The sequence below is a fragment of the Acidisoma sp. L85 genome (assembly GCF_009765865.1).
Classification (GTDB): Bacteria; Pseudomonadota; Alphaproteobacteria; order Acetobacterales; family Acetobacteraceae; genus Acidisoma.
In genome coordinates this window covers 18,095-42,465 of sequence record NZ_LMUQ01000052.1, presented here as the reverse complement: position 1 = coordinate 42,465, position 24,371 = coordinate 18,095, and the positions used below count along the sequence as shown (strand labels likewise).

The following is a 24,371-nucleotide window of genomic DNA, read 5'->3' as shown; positions in this document are numbered from 1 at the left end:
AGGGTGCGCGGCGAGGTATTGAATGTCGCGTGACGGAGCTGGGGAGCAAATGCTGGTGGTGGCTACAGCGGGCAAAGGGCACAGAGGCTCCTTCCGTCGGGCAATTGCTCGGACAGGTATTTCGTTAGTTGCTTTGACGGCTGCCAGTTGCACGGTTGGGCCAGACTACCATCGTCCCGTATCGCCCCTTAACCCTCTCGGCTGGTTCTCAAATCGGCCACCGCTCACTGCTGCCAGTCAACCTGTCGCGAAGCCCGCCGACATCGCCTGGTGGGAGAGTTTTCGCGATCCGGAGCTCAATTCGCTGGAGCAGCGGGCAGCCTCACAGAATCTTGACGTGCAGACCGCGACCATCCGGGTGGCGGAGGCGCGCTACAGCGTGGGCGTTACCGCGGCGGGGTTCTTCCCCACGGCCTCCGGCAGCGCGGTGGGCGCCTATGTCAAGCCGAGCGATAACGGGCTTTCCCTCGGTGGCGGCGCGCCGTCCGCCAGCTCGACGGGCCAATCCTCCGGCAGCAGCGACATCAACCCGCTCTCGATCTACCAGTACGGCTTCGACGCCATGTGGTCGGTCGATCTCTGGGGCAAGGTGCGACGCCAGGTTGAGGCTGGAAACGCCCAGCTCGAAGCGACCGAGGAGGAGCGACGTGGCGTTCTCATCCAGACCATCGCCGAGGTGGCGCGCGACTATATCCAGCTCCGCAACGCCCAGGCGCAGCTCATCATCGCGCAGAACAACGTGAAGACGGCGCAGAATCTTCTCAGCCTCACGCAGCAGCGCGCAACCGCCGGCCTGACCAACGAACTCGACGTGGCGCGGGAGCAGGCACAGCTCGACACGACTCTGGCGACGCTGCCGCTGGCGGAGCAGCAGGTGGCCGCGCAGATCAATGCCTTGAGCCTATTGCTCGGCGAAGGTCCGAACGCATTGCGGTCGGAATTGCAGCAGACCGAGGTCGTGCCGCCGACGCCACCGAAGATTCCCATCGGTCTGCCATCCGAGCTGTTGCGGCGGCGGCCCGATATCGTTGCGGCGGAGGCCAATCTTCATGCGGCGACGGCCAATATCGGCGTCGCGGTCGCGGCCTTCTTCCCGAGTTTCAATCTTCTGGGCTCGTTCGGCTTCCAGGCTGACAATACCGAGAATCTCTTCAACCTCGCGGCGCGGACCTACATCCTGGGCGGCGCTGTATCCGTGCCGATCTTCGAGGGCGGCAAGCTTGTCGATACCCTGCATCTGCGCCGCCAGCAGCAGCGCGAGATGATGATCGCCTATGACAAGACAGTGCTGCAGGCTTTCTCCGATGTCGACAATGCGCTGACCGCCTATGACAAGGAGCAGCAGCGGCGGCGCGTGTTGCGCAAGGCGGTTCAGGCCAATGAGCAGGCGCTCGGCCTGGCGCAGCAGCGCTACACCGAGGGCATCGCGACTTACCTCGATGTGCTCAATGCGCAGCAGGCCGTGTTGACGACTCAGCGCGATTACCAGGACAGCACGGCAAAGGTCGCGACTAACTTGGTCGCGTTGTATCTCGCGCTAGGCGGCGGCTGGGAAGATGTCTTCCCAACCCCGGGCATCGAGGCTCCGCCGAATGCGTCCGTCGGTCAAACGTTGAAGACGGCGATTACACGAGGCAATGCGAGCTGAGGCGCGGTAGCCGCTGACAGGAGGTTTCATGACTCCTCGTCGCAGCGAGCGGCGCCGTAGTCGTCACAGCGCCGCTCAATATGCGGTTACTCCGATACTTGCCTGACGTTTTGAGGTTTAAGGGCTATCGGCAACGTCTTTCCAGCTTTGATCCAGGCATCGCGCAGTTTCTGCATTGCGGTGATATCAAGCCAAAACATGAGCTCCAGCCCGGCGCTCTTCGGACGAAATCGATGTGGGCGAATTTCTGCTAGCTGACAATCCTGATGCCGAAGTCTGCGTCTCGCTATTTGGTTGCAGGCGTGGACCGTACCAGACAACACTTTCCAAACGGTTTCGCTGGCAACAAATTTGCGGTGAGGTCGATTAGCTACCACCCACATCGGCGCAGAAACTGGCGGTACGGCGCGCGTCTCTTAATGCTCGCAAAGCGTGCTTGTTGGGAGCTGAGTACCAAGTGCTAACAAATACGTCTCGAGCAGACATGTAGTCTTGCCCCTCTGAGGATGACGTCCGCAGCCTTGGCCGGCGCCGGTTTTCACTAGTTCTTCTTCTCTCTCGCGCTCCGCGCCAAGGTCTTGCCAGTCAGTCGTTCGATGAGATCGCCGTAGTGGCGAAGGTAATCGCGCAGATCGAGTTCGCGCTCGGCAAAGGCGCGCGCGCGAAGCCGCAAGTCGCGGTTGAGTTTGCGGTCCTGCAATAGGCGCAAAACCGAAGCGGCCAATGCCTCCGGGTCGTGGAACGGGGTGAGGAGACCCGTCTCCTCATGCGTGATGAATTCATGCACCGGCGTGGTGTCGCTCGCGACGATGGCGCAGCCGATTGCCATCGCCTCGCGAAGGGACCAAGAGGCGACGAAGGGATAGGTCAAATACACATGCGCGTCCGAGCGGCGAAGTAGCTCGACATGCGTTTCGAACTGCACTTGGCCCAGGAAATGAATGCGAGACAGATCGAGCTTGCCCGCGAGTTCAGCTTCCATATGCACGCGCCAAGTGGTGCCGTCGGCGGGCGGTGCGCCATAGCCCGTGCGATCAATGCCGACGATCGACACATGCAGTTCCGGATTGGCGTCCAGCAGATGCGGGAGGGAGCGCATGAAGCTATGGAAGCCGCGATAGGGCTCCAGGTTGCGAGCGATGAAGGTGACGAGCGGCGCGCGGGGCGCAAGCTTGTAGCCATCCGGCATTGTAAAGATTCGAGCCGCACGCTGAGTGGGACTGCAAGTTTGGAGATCGACGCCTTCCGGCAGCAATTCTATGCGACTCCTTGCCCAGTCCGGGTAGGTATTCCGCTGCCATACCGTCGGCGTCTGCCCGATGCAGTTCTTGAGATCGAGCGCAAGCAGGTTGACGGCATTTTTCGCGCGCACGCCGGGGAAGCTCTGCTCCGGCATGACGAATTCCGGATCAAAGCCGACATCCTGGCCGGCGACATTGTAGTAGAATTCAAAATAGCCAAGCAGCGGCGTCGAGGGGAAGACGTCGCGCAGGTTCAGCAACTCGCCCCAGCCATGATGACCGATGATGATATCGGGGGTAAAGCCGAGAGCCTTGATCTGGCGCGCCGCGGTGGCGGCTGCCTCCCCGCGCCGCAGCGCAAGCTCGAACTCCCGCGCATGCGGATGCACGACCGCTTCCGAGATGCGCGGCGAGACATAAGAGACCTTGCGAACCTCCGGCATATGGTTCGCATTGGGCTCGCTCAGGAAGATGACCTCGTGGCCCGCCTCCGTCAGGGATCTCACGAGGTGGAAGAACTGCCCCGGGAAATTCTGGTGGACGATGAGAAATCGCAAGTCGGCCTCGTCAGACGGTGCGTGATCTCAGCGGCGGCGTGGGGGTACCTTCTTCGCGGCCTCGGCGGCGGTTGAAGCGGGCGTTGGTGCCGGGGCTGGCTTAACCACTGCGGGCTTAGGGACAACCTGCGGCTTGGCGGCCTTCGCCGGGTCAGCCGACACGGGCACGGCCTGGACCGAGGCGGTGCCGCTCGCTTTTGCAACGAGCGAGATGCGTAAAGCCTCGAGTGGCGCGAGGGCTGCGGTTTCGCAACTCTCGTCCGAATCCAACGGACCCACTGCCGAGCCGTCCACGAAGGTCGCCTCGTAGCTCAGGGCATAGCGCTCGGCGGCCTTAGGGCTGAGCTTGATCTTCACGCCGAGGATCGGGAGGGCCATGCCACGGCTGCCGCAGAACTGCCCAGCCTCTGACCACGGCGACAGCCAGCCGCGGCCGAGCACGGCCTGATAGGTGATGTCAGCGGGCGTTAGCCCCTCAGGTGGCGTAATACTGAAGCCTTCGATCCATTTGCGGCCGCCTTGGTCACCGAGCCACTCTCCGAAGGGCCGGCCGACATCGCCCGCCCGTTGCATATGCGCGACGACGTCGTGATGCCCGCTCAGCACCATGACGGGAGCCGGCGCGGCGCCAGCCACGGGTCCGGCCTGCGGCGCCTCCTTGGTCGGAACCGAATCGGTGAGGCGCAGAACACGCAGCTTTGGTGGATTTTCAGGTCCTGTCGCACTTTGGTAGATCGTGACCAAAATCTGGGCCGGTCCGTTCTGAACCCGGATCAAAGCGGAATCACCCGCCCCATCCAGCCATCCGTCACTGCGAAAGCCGGTAATCGCGACACGCCGATCCGCCGGGTCAACCGCCGAGATGCGCACACCGGCGAGCACGCCCTGCGGCGGTGGCGTCGAGCCATTCACCAGGCAAAAAAGCCCTGTGTCGAGCGTCATCAAGTGCGCGGACGCCTTAATCTCCTGGATCCGGTCTTCCGCGGTCCGGGAGGGAACTTGCCTTTCGGCCTGGGACATTTCGATGCCTCATAAAAATGGTAATTCCGCGACAGCGCATCGCGATGGCGATGCTCCGCCTTACGGACAATGCCGCAGACTGCAAAGTGACGCATTGATCTACACTGCGGCCCGCGCCTTGCCCACAAGCGCCGCATGCAATTCTCCAAGCTTTCCCAATCTTCAGCGCGCCAATCCGCATCCCTTTTCAGCGCAAGCCTGTCAGCCGGGGTGACCCGCGAGTGCTAGCAGGGAGTTGTTAATGCCAGCCGAAGGCAGTGCCAGCGGCAGCACCCATCCGCGTCCTGTGGCCCGCACACGCTCCGCCTGGGTGCCGATATCGAACACCGCGACCCGCAGCCCCGCCGCCCAGGCATCGCTGAGCGCGAAGCACCAGGTTTCCGGCCAGACCGAGGGTATGAAGCCGATATCCGGCGCTTGAGCCGCGATTTCCGCGGCCGCCCGGTCCTGTGGAAAGCGGTAGGTGACGAAGGCGCGGCCCGTGTCGATGAGGCGCGAATCGTCATGGGTATAGCCGACGACGATGAATTCCAGCGGCAGGTCGCGTCGCGCGGCGTCCCGGGCGCAGCCAAGCAGGACATCATAGCCCTTCTCGGTGCCGAGCGCGCCCACCACCGCGACACGCCGCCGTCGGCCCCCGGGCGGGCTATGCGGCGGCGGACGCTGAGCCGGGATCGCTGCATCGTCCTGCCAAGGGCGGACCTGCGCGTGAAGCTCGGGAATGTAGCGCCGCAGCCGCGTCGCGACATCGGCTGATGGCAGGATGATCGCGCGGGCGGTCGCCATATCCTCGCGCGTGCGTCGCCTGAGCGCGCCGACGCCAATCGGCTCCCGTAGCCGGCTCCCGAGATCCGCGACGCAAATTTCGCACTGCGCCTCATCCGGCTCGCCGCAATAGCGCCGCGACTCGCTGACCAGCGCGACACGCGGGCAGACCGAGGCATAGTCATGCACATGAATATCGAGCGGAACACCGAGGCGTTCCGCCAAGGACAGGATTGCATGATCGTGGCCGAGCTGATGATGCAGTTCGACGTGCCGCACATGATCACCGCGCAGCAAATCCACGAGTGCGTCTAGTTCTTCGGGTAGCTGGAACCGAAGATTGGGAAAGTCGCGGCGCCAGACATTCGCTCGCGCATCCGGCAGTTCGATGATGCAGCCGCCGCTGTCATTCGGCCGCAGGATAATCGGTCGCAGCCCTTCGGCGGTCAAAGCAGCGGCACGGGCGCCGATCTGGCGCTCCACTCCGCCGCCCTCGTCATGAGTGATCAGGATGACCGAGGCGCTGCGCCGTTCCGCTTCCCAGCGGGCACGGTCAAGGCGATGGCGGGCGGGCGCCAGCGGGTCGGCATCGAGATGCGCAGTGATTAGGTCGCGATAGCCGGGGTGCAGCGCGTCGAGGATGCCAAGGTTGCGCCTGAGCAGGTGTTCACGCGCGGCACCGAAGGACAGGCCACCGATATGGGCGACAAAAATCCCAGGCGCCACGACGTGCCGCCAGCCGAGATGGCGGGAACGGAGGCAAAAGTCGTTCTCCTCGCCATAGCCCTGTGCGAAGAGATCCTCGCGGAACCCGCCGGCCTCTTCGAGGCAGTCGCGGCGGATATACATGCAGAAGCCGACGCTGGTCGGGATCTCGACGACCGCCTCGCCGTTCGCGCGCGCCGCAAGGCGATCGATACGGTCGAGCATGCGCCGGTCCGGCGGCGGCTGGTGCTCGTCACGTCGCGGATAGCTCAGGATCGTGGCGTCGTTCGAGAGCGGCGCGACCGAGCCGATATCGGGCGCCGAATGGGCTGCACGTCGCAGCCTTTCGAGCCAGCCGGGCGGCACCAGCGCATCGCTATTGACCAGCACGACATCCCGCCGCCCAGCGGCGCGCATACCGTCATTCGCGCTGGTCGGGAAGCCGGCGTTGCGGGCGTGGCGGATGAGGCGGATGCGCCGCTGTCGCGCCAGTTCATCCAGCGCCCGCACGAGCGGCGGCTCGGGCGAGGCATCGTCCACGACGATGACGGGCGTGCCCGCAGGTACTGTGCCGAGGACGCGCTCGAGGCTGCGCAGGGTTTCCGCCCCGCCGCCATAGACTGGCATGACGACTGCCGGACCGAGTTGGCGAGGCCGCGTTCCGGTGGGCGGCGGACGTTCGGGGACCCAGGTCGCGGCGGAGATCGGGAGCAGAGCAGGTGGTGCGGTCCGCCGCGCTGGGGGCAGAGCGAGGGGCGTCCGATGGGCAAGCAGCCGCGCCCCGGCGTCCGCTGCTTCGGCCCAGAGGCTGGGCGCAAGGGGACTACCAGTGAGATCGCGACCGAAGACGTCCCTCACATGCAGCAGGCCGGGCCGCGACGGCAGCGCCTCGGCGGGCAGGTGAAAGGCGAGCGGTCGGGTGAGGCCGTCCAGATTGGGGAATTGCGCCATGCCCTCGGGCGTGATGCCGATCGGCGCGAAACGACGCGTCGCGCTTTCGATGCGGAGGGCGGGCGCCAGGTTGGGATCGGCAGGGAGCCAGGCCCAGCCTAGCAACCCGCCATCCCTGGCCTCCACGAAGCCCTCGCTGCGGCGGCGGCGCATGAGGTCGATCGGGCTTCCGAGCAGGGCACCGTCTTCCGTCTCGACCGACAGGCTGAAGGCGCCAGCCGCGGCGGCGGGCAGGAGGTAGCCGGTCTCCGTCTTCGCCAGCCGGGCCGGCCGGCCATCGAGGGCGAAACGCGGTGTTCCCTCCGCGACGGCGACGACATTGCCGCTGCCATCGGCGCCGCACCAGCCTGGCCGGCCGGTCGCCCGGGCGAGCCCCGTAACCGTATCGCCGAAACCCGCATCCTCTGGCGGGGCGAAGCGCATGAGCAGGGCGGCAACTGCTTCGGCTGCTGCTTTCGGCGTTCCAGCCATCCGTGTCGCCGCGATCAATCCGCCATGGGCGGGCAAGGTATCCGATCTTCGGATGAGATCGCGGAAGACCTCGATGGCGCGGGGGTCGTGCTGCCGCACGAGGACGAGGCCGAATAGGAAGCTGACCTGGGTATCGTCAGGCCCCAGCCGATAAGCGCGATCCGCCCACCGCCGAGCACTGGGCAAATCCCCCGCCATGAGCGCGGCTTGGCCCTTGGTCCAGGCATCGAGCGCGAGGTCGATCGGTTGCGGCCGGCTCTTCTCGCCATCGGCCATGAGCCAATGCAGGCTATGCGCGCCGTGGACGCCGCTCATCGGGTGGATCGCCGGGCCTGCGTGTGGAGCATGGCCCTTCCTAGCGCCGCAAAGGATGGAGCGCGATTGCCCTTGAGCGCGAGAAAATCAAGGTTTCGGTCCTAGGATCGCGCAGCGCGAACATGAACGTCATCGCCATGTTCTAATTGTGAATAAGCTGCGGACCCTTGACCGTTTCGGCGGCAGCATTGCTTTCAGGGGGCGGCACAGCCGCTGCGGCCGCGGCTGCTTTATCCGCATTGATCAGTGCGAGTTCAGCGGCGGCCTCCCTGACGCCATTCTGTGCGGCGCGGGTGAACCACAGCTCGGCCTGAACGGGATCGGCGGGGCCAGCCAGGCCACGTCGAAGGTAGCGCCCGAGCATGAGCTGCGCTTGCGGATGGCTCCTTTCCGCGGCATCGCGGAACCAGCGGAGGGCAAGGCGGCGATCCGTCGGCAGGTCATGACCGCCGCCGTAAAGCGCGCCTAGGCCGAACATCGCGCCGCCATGCCCATTGGCGGCCGCCTTCTCGAAGAGTTTCGCCGCCTCGAAGTGATCGCGTGCGCCACCACGCCCATTCACCAGCATCTCGCCCAGCGCGACCTGCGCCTCCGTCATGCCGAATTCCGCGGCCTTGCCGAACCAGATGCGCGCCCCGGCCGGGTCCGCCGGAACCCCGGTGCCGTCCGCCAGCATGCGGCCGTAGTGGTATTGCGCATTGACGACGCCATCTGCCGCCCGGCGCATCCAGAAGGCCGCTCGCTCGGGATCCTGCTCGATGCCGAAGCCCCGCGAAAGGCAGACGCTGAAATTAAAGGCGGCCATGAGGTCGCCGCTTTCCGCCGCCTGCTCGAACCAGGAGCGCATGCGGTCGGTATCCGCCTCGCGCACATTGCCCTCGAGCACGAGATTGGCGAGGTCGACTTGCGAGCGCTGGTTGCCCGCGGCAGCAGCGCGTTCGAACCAGACCGCCGCTTCCTCGGCGTTGCGGCCAACCCCTGCGCCGGTGAGGTAGAGCATCCCAAGGGCCCGGGCCGCCGTCGCATGGCCGCCTTCAGCCGCGCGTTGGAACCAGATCGCCGCCTCGGCGTAATTCGGGGGCAGGTCGCCGCCGCGCGCGTAGATGTCGCCGATGAGGGTTGCCGCTTCGATATCGCCCGCAAGGGCTGCGCGGCGCAGCCATGATTCGCCGCCGACCGGATCGGCCTTGCCGCCACGACCCTCGATAAGGGCGAGGCCAAGACGCGCCATGGCCGCGCGAACTCCGGCCTCGGCGGCCATCTTGTAGAGGATGACGGCTGTCGCCGGGTCCTTTGGCAGGCCCACGCCATGCTCGAGCAGGACGCCGCGAAGATACTGCGCCATCGGCAGCTTTAAGTCGGCTGCGGCGGCGATCTGGCCGACGCCCCGGGATTGCAGCTCCGGGTCGGTTCCGGCACGGCGCAGCAGTGAGAGCCCAAGTCCGAGCATGCCCTGGGCGCTGCCGGACTCTGCGGCGCGGCCGTACCAGCTCTCCGCCTGTTCGAGATTTTGGATCGAGTCCGGCCCGACACTCATTATATAGCCGAGCAGCGCCTGGCCGTCGGCGGAGCCGGCTTCGGCTGCGCGCCGCGCCCAGCGTTCCGCCGTAATGAAATCCGGCTGGCTCGCGCGATCATCGGCGAAGATGCCCGCGCCGCTGGTGATCGGGCCATCCTCGGTCTGGCCATTGACGAGCAAGGTCGCTAGGGCGGATTGCGCCTCGGCATGGCCTTCGGTCGCGGCGAGTTCGAGCCACCGCCGGCCCTCGGTGCGGCTCGGCGGCACGCCTTTGCCCTGAAGGTAGCAAAGTCCGACGCGATATTCGGCGGCCGGCAGCCGGGTCTGCGCGGCGCGGGCGACGAGCCGAAAACCTCCTTCCCGATCACCTGATTCGATCAGCGCCTCGCCCTTGGCGAGGAGGCGGGCCGCGCTGCTGCCTTTGAGCCAACCCAACACTTAGTTCAGTCCTTCCAATCCGCCGGTCCTGGAGCACCGCTGCGCTCCGTCTGATTTTAGGTCGATCGCCTCGCCACGTCACGATGTGCCCGCCAGTGCGGAGCGGAACCTCATCCACGCCGCTCTCCGGCGGAGCCGGTTTGTGGTTGGCGCTATCCCTGCGAGGGATCGGCCGCCACGGACGCCAGCCGAGGCGACCCCCCACCATTCGCGCGCCCGAAGAGACGGGCGTGTCCGACGCGCCACCGAGTCCGCAAATCGGTCGATGAGATGATCGACACCACCTCCACCTCCGCCGAACCGCTCGAATTTCGCCTCGCAAGCCGGCTTTCCGAGGGTTCGCACGATGGTAGCGAGAGGAGAGCGCCCAACCTCTCGCCAAGCATCGCGCAGGATTAATTGGGTTCGCGCATTCCGGTGCTAAAGGCGGGCAGGATGCGTCTCATCATATATTCCATGATGGTCCGCCGACCGACCTTCACATCCGCGTCGATCGGCATGCCAGGTTCGAGCGTGAAGTTCTGCGGCGTGTCATGCAGCTCCTTGGCATCGAAATCCACGCGGGCCTGGTAGAAGAGGGTCTGTGGCGCGGTGCCGCTGACGCTCGGCACATCACCGCTCTGGACGTCCTGCTGATTGAAGGAATCGGCGCTGACCGATGCGATATGGCCTTTGATCGACCCATACATGAGGAAGGGCAGGCTCTGCAGCTTGATCGTGACGGGATCCCCGACGCCGACATAGCCCGACTGGGTACCGTCGATATCGATCTCCGCCTGGAGTGGTGCATTGAGCGGCACGAGCGAGAGGAACTGCTGGCCGCTTTGCAGCACCGAACCCGGCGATACCCGCGCCATGGTCAGCACCATGGCATCTTGATCGGCGCGCAGATCGACGAGTTGATGGACCTTGGTATCCTTCGTCAGTGATTGCTGCGCGGTCGCAAGGGAGTTCGACGCCTGCTGCAGTTGTTGCGACAGATTCGAGAACCACTGCTGGATGAAGGCACCCCGCTGCGCGACGGTGGAAGCGATATTCCCAAGCGCCTGCTTGGCGGCGGACTGCGCGTCCGCGAGGCTGCCCGCCATGTTCAGCCGGTTATCCGCCGCGGCGAGCGAATCGAGCCGGCTGCCCACCTGCATCTGCTGCAGCCGGTTGCGCATGTTTTCGACATTCGCCGCGAGTTCGAGGCGCTTGCCGTATTGATTGATATCCGCCTGGGCGTGTTCGTATGTCGCCTGGAGGCCGGCGATCTGCTGGTCGAAGTTCTTGACCCCGTAGAGGTACTGGGCCTGCAGCTGGTTATAGGTCTCGAGCTGCAGCTCCGACTGCGCATTTGCTGAGCTCGGCACATAGGGTTTGTTGCCGATCTGCGCCTGTAGCCGCTCGATCTGAGCGGTGTAGCTATCCACCTGCTCCTGGTCCGCATGGCTATCGGCCATGGCAAAAGTCGGATCAAGCTCGGCGAGGAGCTGCCCCTTATGCACGATCTGACCACGACGCACGTAGATGTTGCGGACGATCGACGTCTGCAAAGGCTGCATCATCTGCGTCGGCACCGTCGAGACCAGCTTACCCTGCGCGGTGACGACCTTGTCGATCTTCACGACGGTCGCCGCGACCAGGCAGCCTATCACCGCCGTGCCGACCAACGCAGAAATGTATCGCGCCGAGCGCGGGATAGGCGTGGCGATCAGGGCTGCCGTAGGGGACTGGAATTCCAGAACCGCCAGGGCGTTGCCCTGAGGATCAGTCCCCTTGGGCGAGGACAGGAGTTGGCGAGCCATGACGGGTATTCCCCTGATTTTCGACCATGTGGCGGTTCTGCTGTAGCCACAGCATGCGATAGACGGCGCAGCGCTCGACGAGCTCCGCATGGGTACCGCAGTCCAATACCGTGCCCTGATCCATCACGACGATGGCGTCGCAATCGACCAGCGAGGCAAGGCGATGGGAGACGATCACCATGGTCCGCCCGGCGCCGATACGGCGGAGATTGGCATTGACCAGAGCCTCGCTCTCCGGATCGAGGGCGCTTGTCGCCTCGTCCAGGATCATGAGTCGCGGATCGGTGATAAGCGCGCGGGCAATCGCCAGACGCTGCCGCTGCCCGCCGGAGAGATTTGGCGAACCTTCCTGGATGAAGGTGTCGTAGCCCTGCGGCATCCGCTCGATGAATTCCTCGGCGCCGGCGAGGCGCGAGGCACGCACGACATCCTCCATCGTGAGGCCGGGACGTCCGCTGATGATGTTGTCGCGGATCGAGCCACGGAATAGGAAGTTCTCCTGCAGCACGACGCCGAAGTTGCGGCGGAGGTGGCGCAGGTTGATCGAGCGGAGTTCTACACCGTCGATCTTGAGGAAGCCTGAATAGTCGCGGCTGATTCCCTGGAGCAAACGGGTAATGGTAGATTTGCCCGAGCCGCTGCGCCCGACGAGGCCGAGCATCGTGCCGGGAGGAACCGAGAAATTGACGTCATCCAGGGCCGGACGGCGCGAGCCGTGATAAGTGAAGGAAAGGCTGTCGAACTCGATCGCGCCAGCGAATGTTGGCCTCAATCCGCGGTCGATCCCCTTGATTTCCGGGGGATTGTTCAAGACGAGCTGCGCCTCGCCCATTGTCGCGCGCACTTCCTCGAATTCTTGGATGAGCTTGGCGAAACTGACGAGCGGTGAGGCGACCCGCATCGACAGCATCGAGAAGGCCATGAGCGAGCCGATGGCCGTAGCATCGCCAGAGGTGAGGGCCAGATAGGCGCCCAAGAGCATGGCGCCATATTGCGTGTAGCGCTGCAGCGGCAGGGTCAGTGTCGAGGGCCACAGCGCCAGCCGGCCGGCCTGCAATCGCAAATCACCAGCATGGGCGACGTCCTGGTCCCATTGCGCGTAGCGGGTAGATTCAAGAGCCAGCGATTTCACTGTGCGAATGCCGTGAATGCTCTCGATCAGAATGGAGTATTTCTGCGATTCGGCGCTCGATACCTTGCCGGCGAGGATACGGAGGGGGCGCAGGAAGCAGGCGATGACCGCCATGATCAAACCCGCCGCCACCAACACCGTCCAAGCGAGCGTCGCCTCCATATAGAACATGATCGGCAACAGGACGAGCAGCATGGTCATGTCGATGAAGGTCGTCAGCAGCTTGCCGGTAATGAAGTCGCGGATGCGATAGACCGAGCCAAGCGCGTGACTGATGAGACCGGATTGGGTCCGCTCGAAATAATCCAGCGGCAGGGATAGCAGGCGGCGGAAGATATAGAGCTGAATCTTGGCATCGATTCGCGTCGAGGCGACCTGCAAGAGACTGCCGCGGGCATGCTCCAACACCGCGTCGAGCAAGACAGCGATGACCAGAATGATCGACACCAGCAGGAGCGTGCTCATGCTGTGATACTCGACCACGCGCTGCACAGAGGTGAAGACGATCAGGATCGGGACGATCATCAGGAAGGTGATGATCAGCGATGTGAAAGCGACCGTCCGCAGAATCGAGCGCTCGACCATCACAAGCTTGGCGAGGAAGCCGAAACTGAGTGGCGCCTCCTGCTCGCTATCGCCGCGCGCGGGGCGGATGAGCACGGCTTCCCCATCCCAGACCTGGGAGAGGCGTAACTCGTCGACCGGCACGGACACGCCGCCACCGCCGAGCGACGGCTCCTTGACGAAGATCACATTGCGGGCGGGGTCGACCTCGACCATCAGGACCGCGCCCGAATCCTTCATGAGGAGCATGACGGGTCCGGCCGATTCGAGGCGCATCAGCTGCTGCCATTTCATGCGGACGGCCTTGGCCCAGAGCCCGCATTCGCGCAGCCACTCCACCAAAGCGGCGGGGGAGGGATTGGGCTCGGCGGGGTCGATCCGGAAGGTTGTCGGATCAAGATCCACGCCGTGATAGCGCGCAATCGCCAGCGCGCCGACCAGCCAGCTGTGCATGCCGGGGTCCTTGCCGATCGACGCTTCGTCGATGTGGCCGGTTGTGCCACCATCTCCGCGGTCGGGCCTCAATTCCATCTCGTTCTGACCATCCACGGGTCGATCACCTTATTCTGTGATGAGCGGCCCCCGACCACCTGGCGGGAACCTGGACATCCGCAGCCAATGCGGCGCGGAAGCGCCGGTGCCGGTTCTAGACTAGCCTGTACGGATGCCCCCACGACACTAGTTTCTTGTGCGGACCCAACCGAAATGCTTGTCGTATTAGGCTTTTATGATGCCTTCGCGGCCAAACTATAGCGGTAAAACATTACGATCCGTTAATTGCAGGCCAGCAACATTTCGGTCAGGCAAGTTACCCTTTCGGGTCACAGCCTCGCCCGCGCCGGGCCGCGCACGCTTGCTAAAATGGCCGTCTTGGCGCAAAAGCTCTCGACGACAACACCGGCAATGGGCTGGAACGTGACCAGGCGCGCGGGGATGATGCCCTTGCCGCGCTTTTCTTGCATGGAGGCTGACCGTGACCAGCACTACGCCGCTATCCCATCTGCGGAACATCGGCATCACCGCCCATATCGACGCCGGCAAGACCACCACGACCGAGCGGATTCTCTATTACACGGGCGTCTCCCACAAGATCGGTGAGGTGCATGATGGGAACACCACGACTGATTATATGGACCAGGAGCGGGAGCGGGGCATCACAATCACCTCCGCCGCGGTGACCTGCGAGTGGAAAGGTCATCGAATCAACATCATCGATACCCCCGGCCATATCGACTTCAATATCGAGGTTAACCGTTCCCTGCGAGTGCTGGACGGCGCCATCTTCATCATCGAGGGCGTGGCCGGCGTGCAGCCGCAGTCCGAGACCAACTGGCGTCTCGCGGACCGCTACAACGTCCCCCGCATCATTTTCATTAACAAGCTGGACCGCACGGGCGCCGACTTTTTCCGCGCCTTCGCGACGCTGAAGGAGAAGCTCGACATCATCGCGCTGCCTCTACAGCTCCCGATCGGGATCGAGGACGGCTTCCTGGGCGTGGTCGATCTGGTCGAGATGAAGGCCATCATCTGGGAGGGCGGGGAACTCGGCGCCGCATTCCATGACGAGCCGATCCCGGAGGACCTCGTCGAGCAGGCGGCGGAGTATCGCCAGCTTCTGCTCGATACCGCGCTGTCGGTCGATACCGTCGCGATGGAGGAGTATTTCGACAAGGGTGACGTCTCAGTCGAGACGCTGAAGCGCTGCATCAAGGCTGGCGCGATCAGCGGCGCCTTCCGCCCCGTGCTCTGCGGCACCGCCTTCAAGAACAAGGGCGTGCAGCCGCTGCTGGACGCCGTGCTAGACTATCTGCCGTCGCCGATCGACGTGCCCGGCATCAAGGTCGCGGCCGAGGAAGGCGAGGAGGATACCCCCGAGGCGCTGGCCAAGCGCCGCGTGATTCCGGCCAATCCCAAGGCGCCCTTCGCCGGCCTCGCCTTCAAGATCATCAACGACAAATACGGCACCCTGACCTTCGTGCGGGTCTATGCTGGCACGCTGAAATCCGGCGACATGGTGCAGAACACCACGAAGGACCATCGCGAGCGCATCGGCCGTATGTTCCAGATGCATGCCGACAAGCGCGCGGAGATCAAGGAAGTGGAGGCTGGCGACATCGCCGCCTTCGTCGGCCTCAAGGACACCACGACGGGCGATACCCTCGCCTCGAATGACGACCCGGTGATCTTGGAGCGCATGGCCTTCCCGGTGCCCGTCATCGACATCTCGGTGGAGCCCAAGACCAAGGAAGGCATCGAGAAGATGACCCTGGGTCTGCAGAAGCTCGCCAGTGAGGATCCGTCACTTCGCCTGAAGACCGACCAGGAGACGGGTCAGACCATCCTCTCCGGCATGGGCGAGCTGCATCTCGAGATCATCATCGATCGTCTACGCCGCGAGCATGGCGTGGATGCGAATATCGGCGCGCCGCAGGTGGCCTATCGCGAGACAATCTCCAAGCCGCATACGCATACCTATACTCATAAGAAGCAGTCCGGCGGCTCCGGCCAATACGCCGAGGTCAAGATCATCTTCGAGCCGCAGGAGCGCAACGCGGGCGTCGCCTTCGAAAACAAGGTGGTCGGCGGCTCGGTTCCGAGGGAATACATCCCGGCGGTCGAGAAGGGCATCAAGGTCCAGTGCGAGACCGGCGTGCTGGCCGGCTTCCCCACTGTCGACTTCAAATACACACTCGTCGACGGCAAGTATCATGACGTGGACAGCTCGGCGCTGGCCTTCGAAATCGCCGCGAAAGCCTGTTTCCGCGAAGGCATGAAACAGGCCGGCCCGATCATCCTGGAGCCGATCATGGATGTGGAGGTCACGACCCCCAACGATCATGTCGGCGATGTGGTGGGCGATCTCAATCGCCGCCGTGGCATGATCCAGAACCAGGAGAGCTCTGGCTCGACGGTCATCGTGCGGGCGCATGTGCCGCTGAAGGAGATGTTCGGCTATATCTCCCACCTCCGCAGCATGACCAAGGGCCGCGCGTCCTTCACCATGCAGTTCCACCATTACGATCCTGTTCCTCGCAATGTCGCGGAAGAGATCATGGCGAAGAGCGCCTGAGACCGGGCGGACCGAACCGAGAAGGGCCGGCGGGAGCAATTCCGCCGGCCCTTTTCGTTCCTGGGAATCGGCCACGAAACATTCGCTCTTGGCAACGAAATCGAGGCACGCCAGGATGCGGCGATGGGATTGGATCATCATCGCTGGAAGGCTTTGGCGGTGGCGTCGGTCACGACAGCCGCGACTTTGTTGGGCGTCTCGGTCGCTTCAGCCACGTCCCGGTCGATGTTCAAGCCGCCCTTCGATTTCTCTATTCGCGACTCGCGCCAACCGCCCGCGCCTGGCGGACCTCGTCCTTACACCGCAACCGGATTAAACGCCGCCTGGAGCGTGATCGCGTGGAATATCCCTGGCGGCGACCTGCCCTCGTTCCAGCGGTCGAAGAAAGGAGCCGACACGATTTTCGTCTCGCATGCCGCGGAGGCCAGCGTCACGGTCGAGCAACAGCCGGATGGTCAGGCGAGGTACAGTCTCTCGCAGGATGGCGCCGCACTCCCCTGCAACACATCTGAGGGGAGACCGCGCGAATCGGACCTCTTCGCTCATCCAAATGAGGCGCAGAATAAATTTGAGACGAACGCCCATCTGGCAAAGACCGGCTCGGTAAAAATCAACAATCTAGCGAGTCTGATAAGTGTCGCCACCCTGAGCTACAGCGCGCGGCTAAGCGTGCCCCACCGCGAATGTCCGGTCGCTCAGGGAGCGGCGGTGATCGCGCTTATCTTACGAGATCCCGTGGATCGCCAGACGCTGTTCTATCAAGTTGAACTGAGCCAGGCTTGCGGCCTCCAGCCCGATCCCCGCGCTGCGCGATGTGAGCATCTCGCTAAAGTGCCGCGTCCCAATTTCTTCGCACGCACGGCACCCTTCGGCATCGACGATCCGTTGCCGCTGCATGGGCAGCCGTTTCTCTCCAATGGAGAGACCAAGAAACTTAGCATTGATCTGCTTCCACGCATGAAAGCCGCCATTGCGGCCGGACCAGAAGGGATGAGCCGCGACCCATCTCATTGGACAGTCACCGGCTATTATAACGGCCAGATCATTTTTGGCGGGCTACGCATGGAAACAACTTGGGCGAATGTCTCACTCATCGCTGTCGACAAAAAGCAGGACTAGATTAGCCGACACGCAGCGCATTCGCTGGCGTCATGAGCTCCGGCGGGACTGAGACGCTCGGGCGCTCCATCAGGCTGCCGAGGGCTCGCTTGACCCTTTCGAAATGAATTTCGAAGGAAGGCAAGAATCTATCTACACGCCGGTCGATCACCTGGTTCTGGTCCAGCATATCGAATCGGCTTTTGTCGCCGTTGCGAACGCTGTCAGCGCGCGTAGGATCCTTGTTCACGTTACCAAGCTTCATGCGCTGCTTGAACTCGTCAAAGGTCTTGGTTTGGTAGTGGTTGATCTGTACGCCGTTGTAGACGACGCGATCTACTATCCCGCGCCTCGTGTGCGTGTAGGACTGAAAATCTGACAGCGTGGCCGCACCGAAATGCAGATCGGCGTCGTGGCAGAAGACCTCCTTGATCGCCTTCACGCGCGCGACGGATTTCACCCGGCACTGATAGGTCCAGCTTTCCGGGCCGCTGCGTGAAAAGGTCTTGAGGACGTTCTCGTAATTGGGATCGCTTCGGCCCGACGAACCGAAATTGCGCCAATTCATCGCAACCATACTGATATGCGCCGGGATGGCGGCGACGAATGATTTCACGCCATCGAATCCCCATGGCACGAGGAACTCATCGACATCGATGAACGTCACCCACTCGAAATCGGAAAGCCGGGCGAGGGAATCATTGTAGGCCGAGCATTGCGGCGAAGCCCGGCCCGCCCCCGGCCAAACGATCCGCTCGATCGGGAAGCTTTGTGCCAATCGCTCCACCAGGGCGGGTGTCGAGTCGGTGCTGTCATTGTCATAAATAAATATGCGGTCGATGCCGATCGCGAGATGATAGGCTACCCATTCGGGCAGGTAACGCGCCTCATCCTTTGCGATCACGACCAAAGCGCAGCGCGTCATCGTCAGCCCCTCTGTTACAAGTCTGGGCGGCAACAATCCTCCGCGCGAACTTCATAAAAACGCGCGACCTGTTCATTAGCGCAACGAAACCTTGCCGTTAAGAGCCTTGTTCCCGTTCGGCTCGGCATTCGCTGACATCGCTCGATAATCCATGAGCCGGCCATCGGAAGGCGCAATGTCTTCGATTCTATCGCCTTGCCGCGCGCGATACCCGACTCATATCTCGGCGCGAAGCACAGAGCAGGCGCCGGACGATTGCAGACGGGAAGAAGAGCCATGGACCAACGCGTGACCGCCGAAGCCACAGCCTCGCGCAGCCAGGCGGTGGGACCGCCACGCGTCTATTACTTCAACCCACTCCTGGCAGGGCCACTTGCGGACTGGGCGGCATGGCTGGACCGCGCCCGGGACCTCGGCTTTAGCCATGTGCTCAGCGCGCCCCTTTTCGCGGGCCCCTCACTTTTCTTGCCCACCGACTTCGCCCGACCTCATCCCGCGCTGCAATCGAGCGGCGATGCCGCCGGCGCGCTGGCAGCTTTCGCCCAGGCATGCAGGTCGCGCGACCTCGTGCCGCTACTCGACTTACTACCTACAAGGCTCGCGGCGCAGGGCGTCGCGGAGGCGCATAACGACATTTTCTATGCCCCGCCATCCGGCAGTGGACTTGATCCGAGGGCGCTTGGCCCGGAGAGCGATGCGGCCGTGCTACGTGGAGAAGCTGACGCCGAAGCCGTCGGCGCCTTTTGGTACGCCCAGGCACAATCCTGGCGGCGCGCCGGAATCGCCGGCTTTCGCATTGCGCTGAAAGGTCTGCCCACGCATCAGGCTCGGGCACTGATCGCGGCACTCCGCAAGGACAAGGACGCTCTGTTGCTCGGCTGGACCCCAGGCCTGAGCCGGGAGGAGCGCGCGGGGCTGATCGGCACCGGCATCGATTTCGTCTTCGCCTCTCTGCCTTGGTGGGACTTCGCGGCCGATTGGTTCTGGAACGAACTCGAGGAACTGCATCGGATCGCTCCCGTCATCGCGCCGGTGGAGGCGCCGTACGAGCCGCGCTTCGCGGCCTTGGTCAGCGACCTTGCGCTGCTGCCCTGGGCGCAACGCCGCTCGCTGCGCTTCGCCTCGGCGGTGGCCGATGGCTGGATGATGCCGATGGGCTTCGAATGGGGCGCGACCCAAGAGATGGACGCGCGCCGCGATCTGCCCGAATCACCCGCAGCCGATCCGGCCTTGTTGGCGGAGATCCGCACCGCCAATGACGTGCGCGGCTCGGGCATCCCCCGGCTGATCAGCGGCCCCGACGCCGCGCCTTTCGCTTTCCTGCGCAGCGCCAAAGACCCGCGCTACGCCGAGACGGCCATTCTCACCCTGGTCAATGCGGAACTTGACCGCGCGCGGCCGGTGGCATTGCGCCCGTTGCTGGCGACCATAGGCGGCCGCTTCGCGGCGCCAGGCGTCGCTTTGGAGACACAGTTCACGCTTGATCCCGGTGAAGTGCGGACCTTGGCGCTGACCGCGACGCCGGGCGCTAAGCGGGTTCGCCCGCAGCTGATTCAGTCGGCGCTCGAAGCCGCGAATTCGCCGCGTATCGGGATCGAGCAGATCGCACCCGCGGTGGATGACGGCCGTTTCGCCGCCAAGCGCGTCGCGGGCGACATCGTCACGGTTGAGGCCGATATTATCTGCGACGGTCATGATCAGCTCGGCGTTGCTCTTCTATGGCGAGCCGAAGAGGAAGCGGACTGGCATGAGACACGCATGCACCTCGTGGTCAACGATCGCTGGGAGGGCACGTTCCCGCTCGATCATGTCGGCCGCTACGTCTTTGCCGTAGAGGCTTGGCGGGACGCTTTCGCGACCTTCCGCGACGAGATCACCAAGAAACACGCCGCCGGAATCGATGTGCAAGTGGAGTTGCTCGAGGGCGTCCATCTCGTGCGGGCCGCGGGTCCGCCGCTTGCCGCGCTCGATGCCAAACTTGCGACGAGCGATACCGCGGAACAGATTCGCCTTCTGCTCTCGACCGAGACGGCAGCTTTGATGGCGCAGACCGACAAGCGCCCACGCGCGGTGCGTAGCGCGCCTTATCCCATCGATGCGGATCGGCTGGAGGCGCGTTTCGCCAGCTGGTACGAGATCTTCCCTCGCTCGATGAGTGACGATGCTGAACGCCATGGCACGTTCACCGACGTCATTCGCCATCTGCCGCGCATCCGCGACATGGGCTTCGATGTACTGTATTTCCCGCCCATCCACCCGATCGGCCGCAGCAATCGCAAGGGCCCGAACAACACCCTGACACCGGCGGAAGGCGATCCCGGCAGCCCTTATGCGATCGGCAGCGAAGCCGGCGGGCATGACGCGGTGCATCCCGAACTCGGAACGCTGGATGACTTCCTGCGGATGCGCGAGGCGGCGGAGGCCCATGGGCTGGAGGTCGCGCTGGATTTCGCGATCCAATGTTCGCCCGATCACCCTTGGCTGAAACAGCACAAGCGCTGGTTCGCCTGGCGTCCGGACGGCTCCATCCGCTATGCGGAAAACCCGCCGAAGAAGTATCAGGACATCGTCAATGTCGACTTCTACGCCGAAGGCGCGATTCCTGAGCTATGGGTCGGCCTCGCCGAAGTCGTCATGTTCTGGGCGAAGCAGGGGGTGCGGATTTTCCGTGTCGATAACCCGCACACCAAGTCTTTCGCCTTCTGGGAGTGGATGATCGCCGAGGTGCGTGCGGCCTATCCGGGCACTCAATTCCTCGCCGAGGCCTTCACGCGGCCAAAGATCATGAACCGTCTGGGCAAGCTCGGCTTCACCCAGTCCTATACCTACTTCACCTGGCGCAACGGTAAGCGCGAGCTGGAGGAGTATCTAACGGCCCTCAGCGCGCCGCCGATGAGCGACTTCTTCCGCCCGAACTTCTTCGTCAATACGCCCGACATCAACCCGGTCTTCCTGCAGACCCATGGCCGTCCTGGCCATCTGACACGGGCAGTACTGGCGGCGACGCTTTCGAGCCTCTGGGGTGTCTATTCCGGCTTCGAGCTGTGCGACGCGACGCCGTTGCCCGGCCGCGAGGAATATCTAGATTCGGAGAAGTATCAGGTCCGGGCTTGGGATTGGCAGCGTCCGGGGAACATCGTGGCGGAGATCACCCAGCTCAACCGCATCCGGCGGCAGAACCCAGCGCTGCAATCGCAGCTCGGCCTGACCTTCCTACCGGCTGATAACGACCAGGTTTTGTTCTACGAGAAGGCCACGCCCGACCGTTCGAACGTGGTCATCGTAGCGGTCAATCTCGACCCCCGGGATGGTCAGGGCACTGGCGCGAACATCGAATTGCCGCTTTATAAGTGGGGGCTGCCGGATCAGGGCAGGCTTTCCGTGGTCGACCTCATGCGTGGCGATCGTTTCACTTGGACCGGGAAATGGCAGCGTGTCGGGCTTGACGCTGCCATGCCCTTCGCCGCCTGGCGTGTGCGGCCGGAGACAGTTTGATCATGGACGTGAATCCGACAACACCGCTGATCGAGGATCCGCTCTGGTACAAAGACGCGGTGATCTATCAGCTGCATATCAAGTCGTTCTTCGACGCCAATAATGACGGCGTGGGCGATTTTCCGGGCCTGCTGCAAAAGCTCGACTATATCGCCGAGCTTGGCGTCACCGCCATCTGGCTGCTGCCCTTCTACCCATCGCCGCGTAAGGATGACGGCTACGACATCGCTGATTATCGCAGCGTGCACCCGGAATACGGCGAGCTAGAGGATGTGAAGCGGTTCATCGCTGCGGCGCATGAGCGCGGCTTGCGGGTCATCACCGAACTCGTCATCAACCACACCAGCGACCAGCACCCCTGGTTCCAGGCCGCGCGCGAGGCACCGCGGGGCTCGCCTGAGCGCGACTTCTATGTGTGGTCCGACACCGATACAAAATATGCCGGCACACGTATCATCTTCGTTGATACCGAGAAGAGCAACTGGACCTGGGACGAGAAGGCCCAGGCCTATTACTGGCACCGCTTCTATTCCAACCAGCCCGACCTCAACTTCGACAATCCGGCGGTGCTGGAGGAAGTGCTGTCGATCATGCGCTTCTGGCTGGATCTCGGCATCGACGGACTAAGGCTCGACGCCGTGCCCTATCTCGTCGAGCGCGAGGGGACCAACAACGAAAACCTCGCGGAAACGCATGAGATTCTGAAAACCATCCGCGCCGCGATGGACGCGCATGCGCCGGGCAGCATGATGCTGGCCGAGGCCAATCAATGGCCGGAGGACGCGCAAGTCTATTTCGGCGATGGCGACGAATGCCATATGTCGTTCCATTTCCCGCTGATGCCGCGCATGTACATGGCGATCGCGCGCGAAGACCGTTTCCCAATCACCGACATCATGCGGCAGACGCCGGACATTCCCGCGAATTGCCAGTGGGCGATCTTCCTGCGCAACCACGACGAGCTGACGCTCGAAATGGTCACCGATAGCGAGCGCGACTATCTGTGGGAAACCTATGCGCGCGACCGCCGCGCGCGCATCAACCTCGGCATCCGTCGTCGCCTCGCGCCACTGCTGGAGCGCGACCGCAGGCGCATCGAACTTATGAACGGGTTGCTGCTGTCGATGCCTGGCACGCCGGTCATCTATTACGGCGACGAGATCGGCATGGGTGACAATATCCATCTCGGCGACCGCGATGGCGTACGCACGCCGATGCAATGGTCCTACGATCGGAACGGTGGTTTTTCACGCGTTGATCCGGCATCTCTTGTGTTGCCGGCGATCATGGATCCGCTCTACGGCTTCCAGGCGCTGAATGTCGAGGCGCAGGAATTCGACCAGCATTCGCTGCTCAACTGGATGCGCCGGATGCTCGCGGTGCGAAAGAATTTCGGCGCTTTCGGGCGAGGCACGCTGCGTTTCCTTTATCCCGGCAACCGTAAGATTTTCGCTTACCTGCGGGAAATCGACGGCGAGACGCCGCAGTCCATCCTCTGCGTCTGCAATCTCGCGCGCAATGCTCAGGCCGTGGAACTCGATCTCTCCGCTTACGAGGGGCGCGTGCCGGTCGATATCGTCGGCGGTTCGGTTTTCCCGCCGGTCGGCCAGCTGAGCTACCTGCTCACGCTGCCGCCTTACGGCTTCTTCTGGTTCTTGCTGGCCCAGGAAGCGGAGTTGCCGGCGTGGCATCGGCCAGCGCCTGAAGTTCTGCCCGACCTCGCCACCATCGTTATTCGCGGCGACATCGCCGAAGTGCTCGGTATGAACGGCAAGCGGGTTCTCGAAGGCGAAGCGCTGCCGGCCTATATCCCGAAGCGGCGCTGGTTTGCCTCAAAGGGTGAGCAGCTCGGCGCGCTGACAGTCGCAAATACTGTGAAGCTGCCCGGTGTGCCCGATGTCGTGCTGGCCGAGGTGCAGACGGCTATTGAGGGCCGTCTCGAAAGCTACGTGTTGCCTTTGGCGATCGCCTGGGAAAGCGGCACGAGCGGACCGCTCGCCCAACAACTCGCCTTGGCCCGTGTCAGGGCCGGGCGCCGCATGGGTGTACTCACCGATGGCTTCGCAGTCGATGCCTTTGCGCGTGGCGTCGTTCAGCAATTGAAGCTGGGCGACACACTTCCGCTGGCCGAGGGTGAGATCCGTTTCGTTCCAACCTCGCGCGCGGCGGAACTCGACCTTGCGGAGGATGCGGAGATCCGGCGCTTTTCCGCCGAGCAATCCAATAGCTCGCTCGTTATCGGCGATCTCGTTGTGCTGAAAATCCTGCGGCACGTCGCCGCCGGCGTTCACCCTGAGGGCGAGATGACGCGCTATCTGACCGAGCGTGGCTTTGCCAATATCCCCGCGCTATTCGGCGAGGTTGTGCGCATGGCGCCGGACGGCACGCCGCATACCCTCATGCTGGCGCAGAGCTTCGTGCGCAACCAGGGCGATGGTTGGACCTGGACGCAGGACTTCCTCAACCGCGCGGTCGAGGAGATCGCCGTCACCGGGCAGGATGACAGGGATCACGAGGATACCTTCCCGGCCTATACCGAATTCGCCACCGCTATCGGTACGCGGCTGGGACAGTTGCATGCGGTCCTGACAGAGCCGACCGACGAGCCCGACTTCGCCCCGAGCATCGCGGATGACGCGACGCTCGCCGGCTGGGCTGACAGTGCGGTCG

At 63.5% G+C, this 24,371-nt stretch carries 13 protein-coding genes; 5 read left to right on the top strand and 8 right to left on the bottom strand.

The features are described from left to right. Window positions 1–22: 22 nt before the first annotated feature. The gene (locus tag GSQ83_RS16010) at window positions 23–1,648 is read left to right on the top strand and encodes an efflux transporter outer membrane subunit (RefSeq protein WP_371418030.1); all 1,626 of its coding nucleotides are present in this window, start codon (window positions 23–25) and stop codon (window positions 1,646–1,648) included. Window positions 1,649–2,189: 541 nt separating this feature from the next. Here GSQ83_RS16010 and GSQ83_RS16005 read toward each other — a convergent pair. From GSQ83_RS16005 to GSQ83_RS15975, 7 genes are all read right to left on the bottom strand, one after another. Continuing rightward, entirely contained in the window at window positions 2,190–3,446 is a 1,257-nt protein-coding gene (locus GSQ83_RS16005; protein WP_158803880.1) for a glycosyltransferase, read from the bottom strand. Between the two features lie 27 nt (window positions 3,447–3,473). Then, the gene (locus GSQ83_RS16000) at window positions 3,474–4,388 is read right to left on the bottom strand and encodes a hypothetical protein (protein ID WP_158803879.1); all 915 of its coding nucleotides are present in this window, start codon (window positions 4,386–4,388) and stop codon (window positions 3,474–3,476) included. A gap of 279 nt (window positions 4,389–4,667) precedes the next feature. Then, on the bottom strand, window positions 4,668–7,673 hold the full coding sequence (locus GSQ83_RS15995; protein WP_158803878.1) for a glycosyltransferase: 3,006 nt from the start codon (window positions 7,671–7,673) through the stop codon (window positions 4,668–4,670). A gap of 142 nt (window positions 7,674–7,815) precedes the next feature. Then, window positions 7,816–9,630 carry a tetratricopeptide repeat protein gene (locus tag GSQ83_RS15990; RefSeq protein ID WP_158803877.1) on the bottom strand — a complete coding sequence of 605 codons (1,815 nt, stop codon included), beginning with the start codon at window positions 9,628–9,630 and terminating at the stop codon, window positions 7,816–7,818. Window positions 9,631–10,025: 395 nt separating this feature from the next. Beyond that, complete coding sequence (locus GSQ83_RS15985; RefSeq protein WP_158803876.1) at window positions 10,026–11,417, bottom strand: HlyD family type I secretion periplasmic adaptor subunit; 1,392 nt, start codon at window positions 11,415–11,417, stop codon at window positions 10,026–10,028. Then, window positions 11,380–13,662, bottom strand: coding sequence for a peptidase domain-containing ABC transporter (locus tag GSQ83_RS15980; protein WP_216850233.1), 2,283 nt, complete (start codon window positions 13,660–13,662; stop codon window positions 11,380–11,382). Before GSQ83_RS15980 ends, GSQ83_RS15985 begins: the two co-directional genes overlap by 38 nt. 272 nt (window positions 13,663–13,934) lie before the next feature. Next, on the bottom strand, window positions 13,935–14,075 hold the full coding sequence (locus tag GSQ83_RS15975; protein ID WP_158803875.1) for a hypothetical protein: 141 nt from the start codon (window positions 14,073–14,075) through the stop codon (window positions 13,935–13,937). An 11-nt stretch (window positions 14,076–14,086) separates the two neighbouring features. On the opposite strand from GSQ83_RS15975, the gene fusA reads away from it, so the two are divergent. After that, the gene (gene fusA / locus GSQ83_RS15970) at window positions 14,087–16,183 is read left to right on the top strand and encodes an elongation factor G (protein WP_158803874.1); all 2,097 of its coding nucleotides are present in this window, start codon (window positions 14,087–14,089) and stop codon (window positions 16,181–16,183) included. 123 nt (window positions 16,184–16,306) lie between these two features. Then, complete coding sequence (locus GSQ83_RS15965; RefSeq protein ID WP_158803873.1) at window positions 16,307–17,302, top strand: hypothetical protein; 996 nt, start codon at window positions 16,307–16,309, stop codon at window positions 17,300–17,302. Between the two features lies 1 nt (window position 17,303). On the opposite strand, the gene GSQ83_RS15960 is transcribed toward GSQ83_RS15965, so the two are convergent. Next, the gene (locus tag GSQ83_RS15960; protein WP_158803872.1) at window positions 17,304–18,239 is read right to left on the bottom strand and encodes a glycosyltransferase family 2 protein; all 936 of its coding nucleotides are present in this window, start codon (window positions 18,237–18,239) and stop codon (window positions 17,304–17,306) included. A 243-nt stretch (window positions 18,240–18,482) separates the two neighbouring features. Between GSQ83_RS15960 and GSQ83_RS15955 the strand changes: the two genes are divergently transcribed. After that, a complete protein-coding gene (locus GSQ83_RS15955; RefSeq protein ID WP_158803871.1) occupies window positions 18,483–21,701 on the top strand; it encodes an alpha-1,4-glucan--maltose-1-phosphate maltosyltransferase in 3,219 nt (1,072 codons plus the stop codon). A 2-nt stretch (window positions 21,702–21,703) separates the two neighbouring features. Further along, a partial coding sequence (gene treS, locus GSQ83_RS15950) for a maltose alpha-D-glucosyltransferase (RefSeq protein WP_158803870.1) occupies window positions 21,704–24,371 on the top strand: 2,668 nt, incomplete at its 3' end.